The following is a 13,595-nucleotide window of genomic DNA, read 5'->3' as shown; positions in this document are numbered from 1 at the left end:
AAGGGGCAGTTACAAATATTAGCGATTTGCTATTTTGAAATTGACATCGATTAGCTATTTGCTAATATTCAACCCATGGAAATTCGCTACACCAAAGCCGCCATCAAGGCCCTAGCGAAATTGCCAAGCAACACGGCGCAGCTGATCCAGGAGAAAATCCGTCAATGCGCGGAGAATCCGGCAAGTTTGGCGAACAACGTGAAGAAGCTTCAAGGGCGCGAGGACGAATGGCGGCTGCGGGTGGGTGATTGGCGCGTCATCTTTACCCAAGACGGCGTTGTCATGGACGTCCTGAAGGTGGGCCCGCGCGGCAGCGTTTACGAGGATTAGGATCATGCGCAAACTGAACATCATCACCTCCCCGAGCGGGGATCGTATGGTGGTGATTCCTTTCGAAGAATATGAGCGCCTGATCGAAGCTGCCGAGGAGGCTGCCGACGCGCGCGCTGTTGATGAGATCAAGCGCAAGCTTGCGACGGGTGAGGAGGAGCTGATCCCCGCTGAATTCGCGGACAGACTCATCAACGGCGAGAACAAGATCCGTGTCTGGCGCGAATATCGCGGCATGACCGGCAAAGAGTTGGCCGAGAAAACCGGCCTTGCCGCGCCGTACATTTCGCAACTCGAAACCGGCAATCGTGAGGGAACGATCGATACGTTCAAGAAGATCGCGGCTGCGCTCCGCGTCGATATCGACGATATCGCTTAGCAGGATACATCCAAGATCCCGGCAGCCGTCCCCTTATCTTCGATCAGCCGATGAGGAATTGAAGCCGCTACGCAGCGGTGAGATGACCAGCAGCGAGCCGCGGGAACTCAAAATGGACAGTACTGATGGAACGTTGCTCGCCTCCGGAAAGGCGATCGCTCCTTGGGCTCGCCTCATGATCTCATCTCTTTGATTGAGCATGATCTCCGCGCAAACGCCTATGGCGTTTGTCGCGAGGGAAAACCGGTTTCCACTTTTCCGGATCATGCTCTAGAACTGCGGGTGCCCACTGCGAGCCGCAGGCGCAGGACATGATCTGGCGCAAAGCCGATTGGCGCCATCCCGCCAACATTCGCTCGATCTGAATGAGGTACCTGATGTCAAAACCGGTTCCGGACAAGGCTGAGGTCGCGCTCGAATATCCCGACAAATTCTACGTCGGCACCTTCGAGCACTCCTCCCGCTTCGAGGCTCGTCTCGAACCGAGCGGGCTCGCGCTGACATTGGAACATCCGGGATCGGAGGAAGTCCGCAAGTCGATCCACCTCCATCTGAACTATGGCCTGCTCGCCGCGATCCTGCGCGAGATCGCCGCCGACATCGGAACGATTCCCAAGGACGATGTCTTGCATCGCGACCAGCTGGCCGAGGCCGTCGCAGCTCTTCACGCAGCGCTTAACGCACCTTAATTCCGATGTCTCAAACCGACACGGCGCGAGCCGATCTTAACGCCCGCTTCAGCCTTCCTTAAGCTTCCGCTAACCACGAGAAAACGTTCGCACGCCAACAGGTTGGGTTAAGGACCCCTGTGTTTCGCGAGTGACAGCATTTTATTCAAAAGCGATCTATCTCCTGACGCATCGATGACGCCGCACTTGGTGTCCGACTTGACGTTTGTATGCGTTGGAGATGAACGATGAAGAAGTTTCTGCTCGTGACTGTGGCGCTCGCGGTCCTGGCCGGCGCGCAGTCCGCTCGCGCTGCCGATCTCGGAGCGCGCTCCTATCCTTATGCGACCAAGGCTCCGGCCTATGTCGCGCCGATCTATAACTGGACCGGCTTCTATCTCGGCGCGCATCTCGGCGGCGCCTTCTCCAGCGACAGCAATTTCTCCGGCCTTGCCACCGGCAACAATTCGAACGGCCGCTTCCTCGGTGGTCTGCAGGTCGGTGCCGACTGGCAGTTCGCCCCGAACTGGGTGATCGGTGCCGAGGGTCAGTACAGCTGGGTCGGCGGCAACGTGGGCGCCGTGTTCCCCGGCGGCTACACCTATAAGAACAGCCAGCGCGGGCTCGGCTCGATCACCGGCCGCTTCGGTTACACCTGGGGTCCGGGCCTCGTCTACGTGAAGGGCGGCTACGCCTATTCCGACAACAACGAGAGCGTGACGCTGGGCGGGATTCCGGTCGGGTTCGGCACCACCGGCGACCATCGCAACGGCTACACGGTCGGCGCGGGCCTCGAATACATGTTCGCCCCGAGCTGGTCGGCCAAGGTCGAGTACGACTACTACAATTTCGGCAGCGCGAGCTTCACCGCGCCGCCGGCACTGGTGCCGACCGGCAGCTTCACCACCGACGATCACACCTTCAAGGCCGGCGTGAACTATCGCTTCAACTGGGGCGCTCCGGTGGCCGCGCGCTACTGAGCCGCATCCAACGACCTACATACGTCAAAGGGGGCCGGCAGCGATGCCGGCCCCTTCCTTTTGCGCACCCGCTCGTCGCCGCATGTCGCTTCGACGGCGTCGCGCTCCGCGCAGAACGACCAGGTCTTGCCGTTCCGTTAAATCCCGCTGGATGAAATGCGCAGGCGCCTAAAATTTCTGCATCGATCCAGTGTTTTCCCGGATTTGTTAACTCGCGACCGCGATACTGCGCCCAAAATTCGGCTCCAAGTCGTTGTGTGTCGGGGGAAACAGAATGGCGGTTCGGTTCAGCATCGGCAGGGCGTTCGCCTTGTTGCGTCCGCGATGGGGCGTCAAGGGCAGCCTGTTCGCCGCCTTTGCCGTGATTGCCGGCATGGCCATCCTCATCAGCGCCGGAGCCGGCGTGATGCTGCGCTATATCGGCGGCACCATGGTCGACCTGTCGGGCCGCGACATTCCGCGCCTCACCGCAAGCCTGCAGCTGCTCGCGCAGAGCCAGAGCCTTGCGAGCCTCGGCCCCGCCCTCCTGGGATCACAGACTCACGAGGCGCTCGATGAGCGGCTGAAGAAGATGCAGGAGATCCAGAAGATCACCGAGCAGCGGCTGAAGGAGATCGCAACGCTTGGCGCCGACAAGAGTGTCGTCGCTCCACTTGCCGAAACGATCAAGAACATCAGCGAGGCCAACCAGAGCCTGGTCTCGGCCGCGCGCGAGCGGCTGGAGGTGACGGCAACTCACAACAAGCAATACGACGCGCTGCGCCGGGCCCAGGCCGATTTCACCGCGGCCGCAAGCGCGCCCATGCTGGACGCGCAGACCGAGCTGAACGCCGTGCTCAGCGCCGCGGAGATCTCCGTCGACGACGCGACCGCCGCCGCGCGGTTTGTAGAGCAGCTCGGCAATGTCATCGCCAGCGGCAACCTGATTGCCGCGCATATGGCCGCCGCGCTCTCCGCCAACGATGCCGATACGCTGGAGACGACCGAGAAGGCCTTCAAGGAAGCGCTGGCGCAGCTGAAATCCAACCTCGAACTGCTGCCGAACAATCGCGCGACCGCCGCGTTGCGCGAGGCGGCGGCGAAGCTCGCTGCGCTCGGCGAAGGCAAGACGCGCGTGTTCAAGCTGCGCGAAAAGGAACTCGACGCGTTCGATTACGGCCAGACCGTGCTGGAGGAGACGCGCAAGCTCAATATCGGGCTGGAGATCAGCGTGCAGCAGCTGGTCGAGGGTGTCCGCACCACGACCGAGACCGCGACCACGCGCGCGGGCAAGGACATTGAGCTCGCGACCCTGATCATGATCGGGGCCGGCACCGCAACGCTGATCGGCTCGGTTCTGTTCGTCTGGCTCTATGTCGGCGGCAACATCCTGCGCCGGATCAGCCGCCTGCAACGGGCGATGCAGCGGCTTTCGAGCGGCGACCTCGACGCCGAGATCCGGCATGGCGGCCAGAAGGACGAGATCGGTGCGATGGCGGCGACGCTCGCGGTGTTCCGCGAGGGCATGATCAACGCCCGTACGCTTGCGGCCGAGCAGGACCAGGATCGCCTGGTCAAAGCCGAGCGGGCCGCGCGCATGGAAGCGCGGATCGCCGAATTCGAAGCGACGGTGCGCGATGCGCTGGCCAACCTGCAGGCCTCCGCGAACGCGATGCAGACGACGGCGCAGAGCATGTCGGACAGTGCCGAGCAATCGAACTCGCTGGTCGGCGCGGTGGCCGCAGCGGCGGAGCAGACCTCGGCGAATGTGCAGACCGTCTCGGCCGGCACCGAGGAGCTGTCATCCTCGATCGCGGAGATCAGCCGACAGGTCGTGACCTCGGCAGGGATCGCCAAGAAGGCGGTGGAGGAGGCCGGCGCGACCGACGCCACCATGCAGGGCCTGGCGGACAATGCGAGCCGCATCAGCGTGGTGGTCGACCTGATCCAGGTGATCGCCTCGCAGACCAACCTGCTGGCGCTCAATGCCACCATCGAGGCCGCGCGCGCCGGCGAAGCCGGCCGCGGCTTCGCCGTGGTGGCGCAGGAGGTCAAGAGCCTCGCGAGCCAGACCGCCAAGGCGACCGACGAGATCCGCAGCCAGATCGCCGGCATGCAGCAGGTCGCATCGTCGGCGGTGACGGCGATCCGCAACATCGGCGAGACCATCGCCGAGATCAACGACGTGACCACGACGATCGCCGCCGCAGTCGAGCAGCAGGGCGCCGCCACGCGCGAGATCGCCCGCAACATCCAGCAAGCGGCCGGCGGCACCAGCGAAGTCTCCGGCAACATCACCGGCGTCTCCAGCGCGGCTGCCCAGGCCGGCAACGCGGCGGCAGATGTGCTCAGCGCGTCCGACGCCCTGCGACATGAGGCCGACAGCCTGCGCGCCGAGGTCGACGCGTTCCTGACCAACATCAGGGCGGCGTGATCCACGCTCATGGTCATCCCGGCGAACGCTGGGATCTATATCCACAGAAGGACGTTGGCCGGTATCGGCCGTGAGCCCTCAAGATGGATTCCGCGGTTTGGCTCCCGGCACAAGGCCGGGACGACACGGAGGATGAAGCGTCACCCCGAACCTCATTTCCAAGCCTCGTTTCCAAGCCTTGCGCCGAGCCGCTACCCACCCGCGATTTTTTCGGCTGGCGCTCGTCCGCGGCGGCGTTTAAGCCGATGGCATGCATTCGAAGACACACCCCGTTCACTCCTCCGCCGAGGCATTGCGATACCCTTGGGAAAGCCATCCCGGGGAGGATCAGGTCGTCGAGGTCGCGCCCGGCGTGCTCTGGCTGCGGCTCAAGCTGCCGTTCCGCCTCAACCATGTGAACATCTATTTGCTCGCAGACGGCGACGGCTGGACCGCCATCGATTCCGGCTTCGGCAATGAGGAGTCGATTGCGGCCTGGACCAGGCTGCTCGAAGGACCGCTGCAGCATGTGAAGCTCAAGCGGCTGATCGTGACCCATTCGCATCCCGATCACGTCGGCCTCGCGGGGTGGATCGTCGAGCGTTTCAACTGCCCGCTTCTGATGTCGCAGGTCGAGTATCTGCAGTCGGTCTATCACCAGAACCGCGGCAGCGAGGAGCGGCTGGGCGCGCAGCGCCAGTTCTTCCGCCGCCACGGCATGGACGAAACGCTGACCGACAAGCTGCTCGGCCGCGGCCAGGATTATCTGAAGCGGGTCTCGGTGCTGCCGCCCTCCTATCGGCGCATCTCCCACGGCGACGAGATCCAGATCGGCAGCCGCCGCTTCAAGGTGATCACCGGCGGCGGCCATGCGCTCGACCAGGTGATGCTCTATTGTGCCTCCGACAAGCTGTTCCTTTCGGCCGATCAGGTCCTGAGCAAGATCTCGCCCAACGTCAGCGTCTGGGCGGTCGAGCCCGACCAGAACTCGCTCGGCGAATATCTGGCCTCGCTGGCGAGCCTCACCACCACCCTGCCCTACGACGCGCTGGTGCTGCCCGGCCATGGCGTGCCGTTCTACGGCCTGAAGACGCGGATCAAGCAGCTCGCCGATCATCACGAGGAGCGCTGCCGCATGATCGCGGAAGCCTGCCTCGATGAGCCGAAGACCTCGGCGCAGCTGGTGCCGGTCGTGTTCCACAAGCACGTGCTCGATCCGCACCAGATGGGCTTTGCCGCGGGCGAGCTGATCGCACATGTCAACTACATGCTGGTCGAAGGCCGCCTCACGGCGGCGGAAGTGGGCGGCGTGCTCCAGTATCGGACGACCTGAGGCCGCGGCAAATCCGCCGGCCCGAACCGGCTGCGATCCCGCCGCAGGGTTGCCGCAATGCGAGCGCGGTTCAGTCGCGATCGTCGGCGCTTGATGGTTGAGCCCCGAGGGCTGGCGCTTGGACAAATCGCCCAACGCCGGGCTCGGGATTCCAACTCGACAGCCGAGCTGGAAACGCTCTAATAAGATCGTCAGACTTCGCTGCCGCGAGGCTCCGTTTTCGGTGCTGCACTGCAGCGCGCCACGTTAGGTTTCGTGATGAACTATAGCCAGTATTTCAGTGCCGCCCTCGGTCGTCTGCATGAGGAGCGCCGTTACCGTGTATTTGCGGATCTGGAACGCATCGCCGGCCGGTTCCCGCACGCGATCTGGCATTCGCCAAACGGCCCGCGCAACGTCGTGATCTGGTGCTCCAACGACTATCTCGGCATGGGCCAGCATCCGAAGGTGGTCGGCGCCATGGTCGAGACCGCGACCCGCGTCGGCACCGGCGCCGGCGGCACCCGCAACATCGCCGGTACGCACCACCCGCTGGTGCAGCTCGAGGCGGAGCTCGCCGACCTCCACGGCAAGGAAGCGGCGCTGCTGTTCACCTCCGGCTACGTCTCCAACCAGACCGGCATTTCCACGCTGGCCAAGCTGATCCCGAACTGCCTGATCCTGTCGGACGCGCTGAACCATAATTCGATGATCGAGGGCGTGCGCCAGTCCGGCTGCGAGCGCCAGATCTGGCGCCATAACGACCTCGCCCATCTCGAGGAGCTCTTGATCGCCGCCGGGCCCGACCGGCCCAAGCTGATCGCCTGCGAGAGCCTGTATTCGATGGATGGCGACGTCGCCCCGCTCGCGGCGATCTGCGATCTCGCCGAACGCTATGGCGCGATGACCTATGTCGACGAGGTCCATGCCGTCGGCATGTATGGCCCGCGCGGCGGCGGCATCGCCGAGCGCGACGGCGTCATGCATCGCATCGACGTCCTCGAAGGCACGCTCGCCAAGGCGTTCGGCTGCCTCGGCGGCTATATCGCGGGGAAAGGCGAGATCATCGACGCGGTGCGCTCCTATGCGCCCGGCTTCATCTTCACCACCTCGCTGCCGCCGCCGATCTGCTCGGCCGCGGCCGCCGCGATCAAGCATCTGAAGAGTTCGAGCTGGGAGCGCGAGCGCCACCAGGACCGTGCCGCCCGGGTCAAGGCGATCCTTTCGGCCGCAGGGCTGCCGGTGATGTCGAGCGACACCCATATCGTGCCGCTGTTCGTCGGCAATCCCGAGAAGTGCAAGCAGGCCTGCGACCTGCTCCTGGAAGAGCACGGCATCTATATCCAGCCGATCAACTATCCGACCGTGGCCAAGGGCACCGAGCGGCTGCGCATCACGCCGTCGCCCTATCACGACGACGGCCTGATCGACCGCCTCGCCGAGTCGCTCGTGCAGGTCTGGGAGCGGCTCGGCCTGCCGCTGAACAAGAAGGCGCTGGCGGCGGAGTAGACCTTTTCGGGTAGCGGCATCCGGTTTGCCGACCCTCTTTTCGCCATTCCGGGGCGCGCGGAACGCGCGAGCCCGGAATCCACCTATCCTCATCCCTCGCCGTGAAAATGGATTCCTGGGCTCGCCCTATGGGCGCCCCGGAATGACGAACCTATGCCGCACGCCCGCCATCGCTAACGATGAGCGAAGTTCTGCGATCGCGCAGCAAGATCACTGTCGCCTCCCCTCCCGCAACGCGCTAGATTTCCCGAATAACGGGACAAGCCCGAAGCCGAGGAGACGTCGGGAGACACGCAAGCGATGTTGCATGACTGGGCAGTGATCGCAGCCGCCTTCGGCTATATCGGCTTCCTGTTCCTGGTCGCGAGCCGCGGCAATCGGGCTGGCAACCGGCGGCCTTCGGACGGGCGTGGCCGTTTCTCGCGGCTGATCTACCCGCTGTCGCTGGCGATCTACTGCACCTCCTGGACCTTCTTCGGCTCGGTCGGCTTCGCCACCCGCACCAATGTCGACTTCCTCGCGATCTATGTCGGGCCGATCCTGCTGATCGGCTTCGGCACGCCGCTGCTCCGCCGCGTCATCCATCTGGCAAAGTCGCAGAACATCACCTCGGTCGCCGACTTGATCGGCGCCCGCTACGGCAAGAGCCAGGCGGTGGCGGCGACGGTGGCGCTGATCGCGATCATCGGCTCGGTGCCGTACATCGCGCTTCAATTAAAGGCGGTCGCCTCCTCGCTCGAAACCATCCTCAGCGAGGATCAGGCGTTCTCGCGCATGCCGCTGGTCGGCGACATGGCGCTGCTGGTGACGCTGGCGATGGCGACCTTCGCCGTGCTGTTCGGCACCCGCCAGACCGACGCCACCGAGCATCAGCACGGCCTGATGCTCGCCGTCGCCACGGAATCGATCGTGAAGCTGGTCGCCTTCCTCGCCGCCGGCGTCTTCGTCACCTTCATCATGTTCTCGCCGCACGAACTGATCGAGCGTGCGATGCGATCGCCGGAGGCCGAGCGCACCATCGAATACATTCCCGGCATCGGCAATTTCCTGACCATGACGCTGCTGTCGTTCTGCGCCGCGATGCTGCTGCCGCGCCAGTTCCATGTCAGCGTGGTCGAGAATGCCGACGACGCCGAGGTGACGCGGGCGCGCTGGCTGTTTCCGCTCTATCTCATTGCCATCAACCTGTTCGTGGTCCCGATCGCGCTTGCCGGGCTCATCACCTTCCCGTTCGGCGCCGTCGACAGCGACATGTTCGTGCTGGCGCTGCCGATCGAGGCGAACGCGACCACGCTCTCGATCATCGTCTTCGTCGGCGGCCTGTCGGCCGCGACCGCCATGGTGATCGTCGAATGCGTCGCGCTCTCGATCATGGTCTGCAACGACATCGTGGTGCCCTTGGTGCTGCAGCGCCAGCAGGACACCCGTGAAACGCGCGGTTTCGCCGGCTTCCTGCTCGGCACAAGGCGGATCGCGATCTTCGCGATCATGGTGATGGCCTATCTGTATTATCGCGCGCTCGGCAACACCCAGCTTGCCGCGATCGGCCTGTTGTCCTTTGCCGCGATCGCGCAGCTTGCGCCGGCGTTCTTCGGCGGGCTCTTCTGGCGTCGCGCCACGGCGCGCGGCGCGATGGGCGGCATGATCATCGGCTTCGCGGTCTGGCTCTACACCCTGTTCATTCCGAGCTTCCTCGACACATCGACGGCCGGAATCCTGTTCCTGCAGCATGGCCCGTTCGGCATCGATGCGCTGCGGCCGCAAGCCCTGCTCGGCACCGAGTTGCCGCCGCTCCTGCATGGAGTGCTCTGGAGCCTGTCGCTCAATTTCCTGACCTATGTGCTGCTGTCGCTGGCGCGCCAGCCGTCATCGATCGAGCTGGTGCAGGCCGATCTGTTCGTTCCGGCCGAACTTACGCCGATCGCGCCGAGCTTCCGGCGCTGGCGGTCCACCGTCACCGTGCAGGACATCCAGAGCACGGTGGCGCAATATCTCGGGCCCGACCGCGCCCGCGACTCCTTCGCAGCCTTCGCGGCGAACCACCACACGACGCTCGATCCGGCGGCCCCTGCCGACTTCGAATTGCTGCGCCATGCGGAGCGCCTGATCGCCTCCTCGATCGGCGCGGCGTCCTCGCGCCTGGTGATGTCGCTGCTGCTGCGCAAGCGGACCGTCTCCGCCAAGACCGCGCTGAAGCTGCTCGACGATTCCCATGCCGCGCTGCATTTCAACCGCGAGATCCTGCAGACCGCGCTCAACCATGTGCGGCAGGGCATCGCCGTGTTCGACGTCGATCTGCAGCTGATCTGCTCCAATCGGCAATTCGTGGAGCTGCTCGGCTTGCCGCCGCATCTGGTGCAGATCGGCAGCCCATTGAAGGAAATCCTCGAATTCATAGGCTCGATCGGTGCCCCAACTTACGAGGACGGAGAAGCGCTGCTGGCGCGCCGGCTGGCCGCCTACACGGCCGAGGGCGAGCCCCATCTGGAGCGCCTGGCCGATCGCCACATGGTGATCGAGGTGCGCAGCAATCGGATGCCCGACGGCGGCCTCGTCATCACCTTCACCGACGTCACGCCGTCCTTCGAAGCGGCCGAAGCGCTGGAGCGCGCCAACGCCACCTTGGAGAAGCGGGTGCGCGACAGAACCGAAGAGCTGACCCGGCTCAACTCGGAACTGGCGCTGGCCAAGAGCGCCGCCGAAGATGCCAACATCTCCAAGACGCGCTTTCTCGCCGCCGCCAGCCACGACATTCTGCAGCCGCTGAACGCCGCGCGGCTCTATGTCACCAGCCTGGTCGAGCGGCAGAGGCTCGGCGAGGACTCGCGTCTGGTCGAGAACATCGATGAATCGCTGGAGGCGATCGAAGAGATCCTCGGCGCGCTCCTGGACATCTCCCGCCTCGATGCCGGCGCCATGACGCCCGCGATCTCGAGTTTCAAGATGGCGGACCTGATGCGCTCGCTCGAGATCGAGTTCGCGCCGGCCGCACGCGCCAAGGGGCTGGAGCTGATCTTCGTGCCGTGCTCGCTGCCGGTCGAATCCGACCGCCTGTTGTTGCGGCGCCTGTTGCAGAATTTCATTTCGAACGCGATCAAATACACCCCGCACGGCCGCGTGCTGGTCGGCTGCCGCCGCCGCGGCCGGTCGCTGCAGATCGGCGTCTACGACACGGGCGTTGGCATTCCGCTGCAGAAGCGCGGCGAGATCTTCAAGGAGTTTCACCGCCTCGAACAGGGCGCCCGGATCGCGCGCGGCCTCGGGCTTGGACTGTCGATCGTCGAGCGCATCGCGCGCGTGCTCAATCACGGCATTGCGCTCGACTCGCAGCCGGGCGGCGGCTCGGCCTTCTCGATCACGGTCCCGATCGCCAAGGCGATCAACCACACCGCAGCGGTGACCAGCGCGACTCCCCTTGCCAAGACGACGATCTCAGGCGCTCTGATCGTCTGCATCGAAAACGACCCCGCCATTCGCGACGGCATGAAGACCTTGCTGACGGCATGGGATGCCGAGGTGATCGCGGTGCCCGACCCGGAGTCCGCGGTCGAGGCGATCGAAGCCCGGGGCGCCGCCGTGACCGGATTGTTGGTCGATTATCATCTCGATCGCGGCAACGGCATCGCGGCAATCCGCGATATCCGCCGTCGCTTCGGCGAAACCCTCCCGGCGATCCTGATCACGGCGGATCGCAGCCCGCATGTCCGCGCCGCCGCGCGCGAGGAGAACATCGCCGTGCTCAACAAGCCGGTGAAGCCGGCGTCGCTGCGCGCGCTGCTCGGCCAGTGGCGCATCCAGCAGATGGTCGCGGCGGAGTAGTGGACGCGGTGCGGTGGCGAGCTTCGCGTTTCGGAGTTGCGGCACACGCGCTTTTCCTCATGACAGATTTTCTGATCCCGTCGGCATCGGTCGGCAAGCAACATTGACCGGGACGGAAGACGAGCGAGCCCGCTTTCCGGCAAGTCGATTGTCACGGACTTCGCCAAGTGCCAGCCCTCGACCCTCACTCAAATCGACTCATCTCGGTCGTGACAGCTTCACCTTTCGCCGTGTTAATTGGCTGCTCGCTTCCGATCTCATGCTGCGCTTGACCAGCTTCAGAAATGCCAAGGGTACAGGCCCGAGCTCCTCGGGACTCCTCGTCACGGCATGAAGTGTACGGCGCATGTTCGGACGCAGTTTGAGCGTAACGAAACCCTGCCGATCCGCCGGCAACGCCAGTTCGGGCATGATGGTGAGCCCCAGCCCCTCGCTCACCATGCTGGCCAGTGTTGCATTGTCGCGCACAAGGCAGACGATGTCGGGATTGCTCGAGGCGGTCGCCAAGAGCTCCTGGACGAGCGTTTCGCACCCGCCTCCAGACAACAACATGCGTTGCCCGTCCAGATCTCGCAGGGCGACCGAGGTTCTTGCGGCGAGGGCATGCCCTTGAGGAACCAGCACGACGTAGTCGTCCTGGAAGACAGGCGATGCGGCCAGCGCCGCGTGCGTGCGGCTGGTGAAGCCAATGTCAACGATCCCCGTTTGGACCCATGCGGTGACTTCCGGGTCGGTCCCTTCATAGAGCGTCACCGAAACATCGGGATGGGCGGCACGGAGCTGACGGAGCCAGCCCGGCAACAGGCGTATCGCAGCACTCTGGACCACGCCGATGCGCAAGCTGCCACTCAATGTGGCCGCGCGGCGGACGCTGCCCGCAAGGCGTTCGACCGCCGCAAGGACTGCGCGGGCCTCGGCCAGCGCAGCAACCCCGGCGCTCGTCAGCGTGACGCCATCCCGACCCCGCACAAGAAGCTGAGCACCCAACGTCCGCTCCAGTGCGGCCACCGCCTGGCTGACCGCGGACTGCGACAGGCACAGATGCTCGGCTGCGACGGTGAAATTGCCTTTCTCCGCGACACCGCAGAAGCAGCGGGTCTGGACCAGAGTGATATTAGGAAACAAGATCGTGCCCTATCGATATGATTAATTTGACTGATGCTATAGCGCCAACTAGCAGTCCCGCATAGCGAGAAGGCAGAAGATGAATTCTACGATGTCCACCGTTGACCGCGACCAGTTGACCGTCGGCCTGGCCCAGATTGCGCCAGTCTGGCTGGAACGCACGGCTACACTCCAGAAAGTGGTCGATTGTTGTGTGACGGCAGCCAAGCGGGGTTGCGGCTTCCTGGCGTTTGGCGAGGCGCTTGCGCCCGGTTATCCGTTCTGGATCGAGCACACCGATGGCGCCCGATTCGAATCGGGCCTTCAGAAAGAAATTCACGCACATTACCTCGATCAGGCCGTCCAGATTGAGGCCGGCCACCTGGAGCCCGTGACCAACGTTGCCAAGGAACTTGGCCTTGCAGTGATGCTTGGGATCATCGAGCGCCCGGCTGATCGCGGCGGCCACAGCGTCTATTGCTCACGCGTCCACATCGGCAGCGACGGGACGATCGCGTCAGTGCATCGCAAGCTGATGCCGACGTATGAGGAACGCCTGAGTTGGGCGCCTGGCGACGGCAACGGCCTGCAGGTGCATCCTGTCGGCCCATTCCATGTCGGTGGGCTCAATTGCTGGGAAAATTGGATGCCGCTCTCGCGCGCAGCACTCTATGCGCAGGGCGAAGATCTGCACGTGGCACTTTGGCCGGGCAACTTGCGCAATACCGAAGGCACCACGCGCTTTCTCGCCCGTGAAGGCAGGAGCTACGTGTTGTCCGTCTCTGGCCTGATGCGGAAGACCGACGTGCCGCATGGCAGCCCGGCAAGAGCAATGCTCGAAAGATGCCCGGATGTGCTGGCGAACGGCGGGTCGTGCGTCGCCGGGCCGGACGGCGAGTGGATCGTTGCCCCCGTGACAGACATTGAGGACTTGATCGTCGCGACACTGGATCAGCGGATGGTGCGGCGCGAACGGCAGAATTTTGATCAGGCAGGCCACTATTCGCGACCGGACGTGACGCGCCTGGTGGTCAACCGTCAACGGCAGACGATTGCGTCGTTCAGCGAGCAGGCCGGATAGCGCGTGGACGCCGGACACGCC

The 13,595-nt window shown here is 64.2% G+C and carries 10 protein-coding genes; 9 read left to right on the top strand and 1 reads right to left on the bottom strand.

Annotated elements, in window-relative coordinates; all coding sequences use genetic code 11:
* Positions 1 to 75: 75 nt before the first annotated feature.
* The 8 genes from QX034_RS15245 to QX034_RS15210 all read left to right on the top strand — a co-directional run bounded on the left by QX034_RS15245 (position 76) and on the right by QX034_RS15210 (position 11,389).
* Positions 76 to 330, top strand: a complete 255-nt coding sequence (locus QX034_RS15245; protein WP_316195536.1) for a type II toxin-antitoxin system RelE/ParE family toxin — start codon at positions 76 to 78, stop codon at positions 328 to 330.
* Between the two features lie 4 nt (positions 331 to 334).
* A complete protein-coding gene (locus QX034_RS15240; protein WP_315701762.1) occupies positions 335 to 709 on the top strand; it encodes a helix-turn-helix transcriptional regulator in 375 nt (124 codons plus the stop codon).
* Positions 710 to 1,086: 377 nt separating this feature from the next.
* Positions 1,087 to 1,398, top strand: coding sequence for a hypothetical protein (locus tag QX034_RS15235; RefSeq protein WP_315701763.1), 312 nt, complete (start codon positions 1,087 to 1,089; stop codon positions 1,396 to 1,398).
* 227 nt (positions 1,399 to 1,625) lie between these two features.
* Positions 1,626 to 2,357 (top strand): outer membrane protein, encoded by a 732-nt coding sequence (locus tag QX034_RS15230; RefSeq protein WP_315701764.1) that lies wholly within the window; start codon positions 1,626 to 1,628, stop codon positions 2,355 to 2,357.
* 274 nt (positions 2,358 to 2,631) lie between these two features.
* Entirely contained in the window at positions 2,632 to 4,770 is a 2,139-nt protein-coding gene (locus tag QX034_RS15225; protein ID WP_315765512.1) for a HAMP domain-containing methyl-accepting chemotaxis protein, read from the top strand.
* A gap of 250 nt (positions 4,771 to 5,020) precedes the next feature.
* Complete coding sequence (locus QX034_RS15220) at positions 5,021 to 6,082, top strand: MBL fold metallo-hydrolase (RefSeq protein ID WP_315742379.1); 1,062 nt, start codon at positions 5,021 to 5,023, stop codon at positions 6,080 to 6,082.
* Between the two features lie 258 nt (positions 6,083 to 6,340).
* The gene (hemA, locus tag QX034_RS15215) at positions 6,341 to 7,570 is read left to right on the top strand and encodes a 5-aminolevulinate synthase (protein WP_315765513.1); all 1,230 of its coding nucleotides are present in this window, start codon (positions 6,341 to 6,343) and stop codon (positions 7,568 to 7,570) included.
* Positions 7,571 to 7,870: 300 nt separating this feature from the next.
* Positions 7,871 to 11,389 (top strand): PAS domain-containing hybrid sensor histidine kinase/response regulator, encoded by a 3,519-nt coding sequence (locus QX034_RS15210; RefSeq protein ID WP_315742376.1) that lies wholly within the window; start codon positions 7,871 to 7,873, stop codon positions 11,387 to 11,389.
* A 198-nt stretch (positions 11,390 to 11,587) separates the two neighbouring features.
* Here QX034_RS15210 and QX034_RS15205 read toward each other — a convergent pair whose 3' ends face one another.
* Complete coding sequence (locus tag QX034_RS15205) at positions 11,588 to 12,514, bottom strand: LysR family transcriptional regulator (protein WP_315701769.1); 927 nt, start codon at positions 12,512 to 12,514, stop codon at positions 11,588 to 11,590.
* 91 nt (positions 12,515 to 12,605) lie between these two features.
* On the opposite strand from QX034_RS15205, the gene QX034_RS15200 reads away from it, so the two are divergent.
* A complete protein-coding gene (locus QX034_RS15200; RefSeq protein WP_315701770.1) occupies positions 12,606 to 13,574 on the top strand; it encodes a carbon-nitrogen hydrolase family protein in 969 nt (322 codons plus the stop codon).
* Positions 13,575 to 13,595 lie beyond the last annotated feature (21 nt).

The sequence above is a fragment of the Bradyrhizobium sp. SZCCHNR3119 genome, from assembly GCF_032487775.1.
In the GTDB taxonomy this organism is placed as follows: domain Bacteria; phylum Pseudomonadota; class Alphaproteobacteria; order Rhizobiales; family Xanthobacteraceae; genus Bradyrhizobium.
Note: the sequence above shows the minus strand (reverse complement) of the source record. Positions and strands in the feature narration are given on the sequence as shown.

Coding starts and splice junctions, on each gene's coding strand:
- QX034_RS15245 (WP_316195536.1), top strand. CDS start 76: ATGGAAATTCGCTACACCAAAGCCGCCATCAAGGCCCTAGCGAAATTG.
- QX034_RS15240 (WP_315701762.1), top strand. CDS start 335: ATGCGCAAACTGAACATCATCACCTCCCCGAGCGGGGATCGTATGGTG.
- QX034_RS15235 (WP_315701763.1), top strand. CDS start 1,087: ATGTCAAAACCGGTTCCGGACAAGGCTGAGGTCGCGCTCGAATATCCC.
- QX034_RS15230 (WP_315701764.1), top strand. CDS start 1,626: ATGAAGAAGTTTCTGCTCGTGACTGTGGCGCTCGCGGTCCTGGCCGGC.
- QX034_RS15225 (WP_315765512.1), top strand. CDS start 2,632: ATGGCGGTTCGGTTCAGCATCGGCAGGGCGTTCGCCTTGTTGCGTCCG.
- QX034_RS15220 (WP_315742379.1), top strand. CDS start 5,021: ATGCATTCGAAGACACACCCCGTTCACTCCTCCGCCGAGGCATTGCGA.
- hemA (WP_315765513.1), top strand. CDS start 6,341: ATGAACTATAGCCAGTATTTCAGTGCCGCCCTCGGTCGTCTGCATGAG.
- QX034_RS15210 (WP_315742376.1), top strand. CDS start 7,871: ATGTTGCATGACTGGGCAGTGATCGCAGCCGCCTTCGGCTATATCGGC.
- QX034_RS15200 (WP_315701770.1), top strand. CDS start 12,606: ATGTCCACCGTTGACCGCGACCAGTTGACCGTCGGCCTGGCCCAGATT.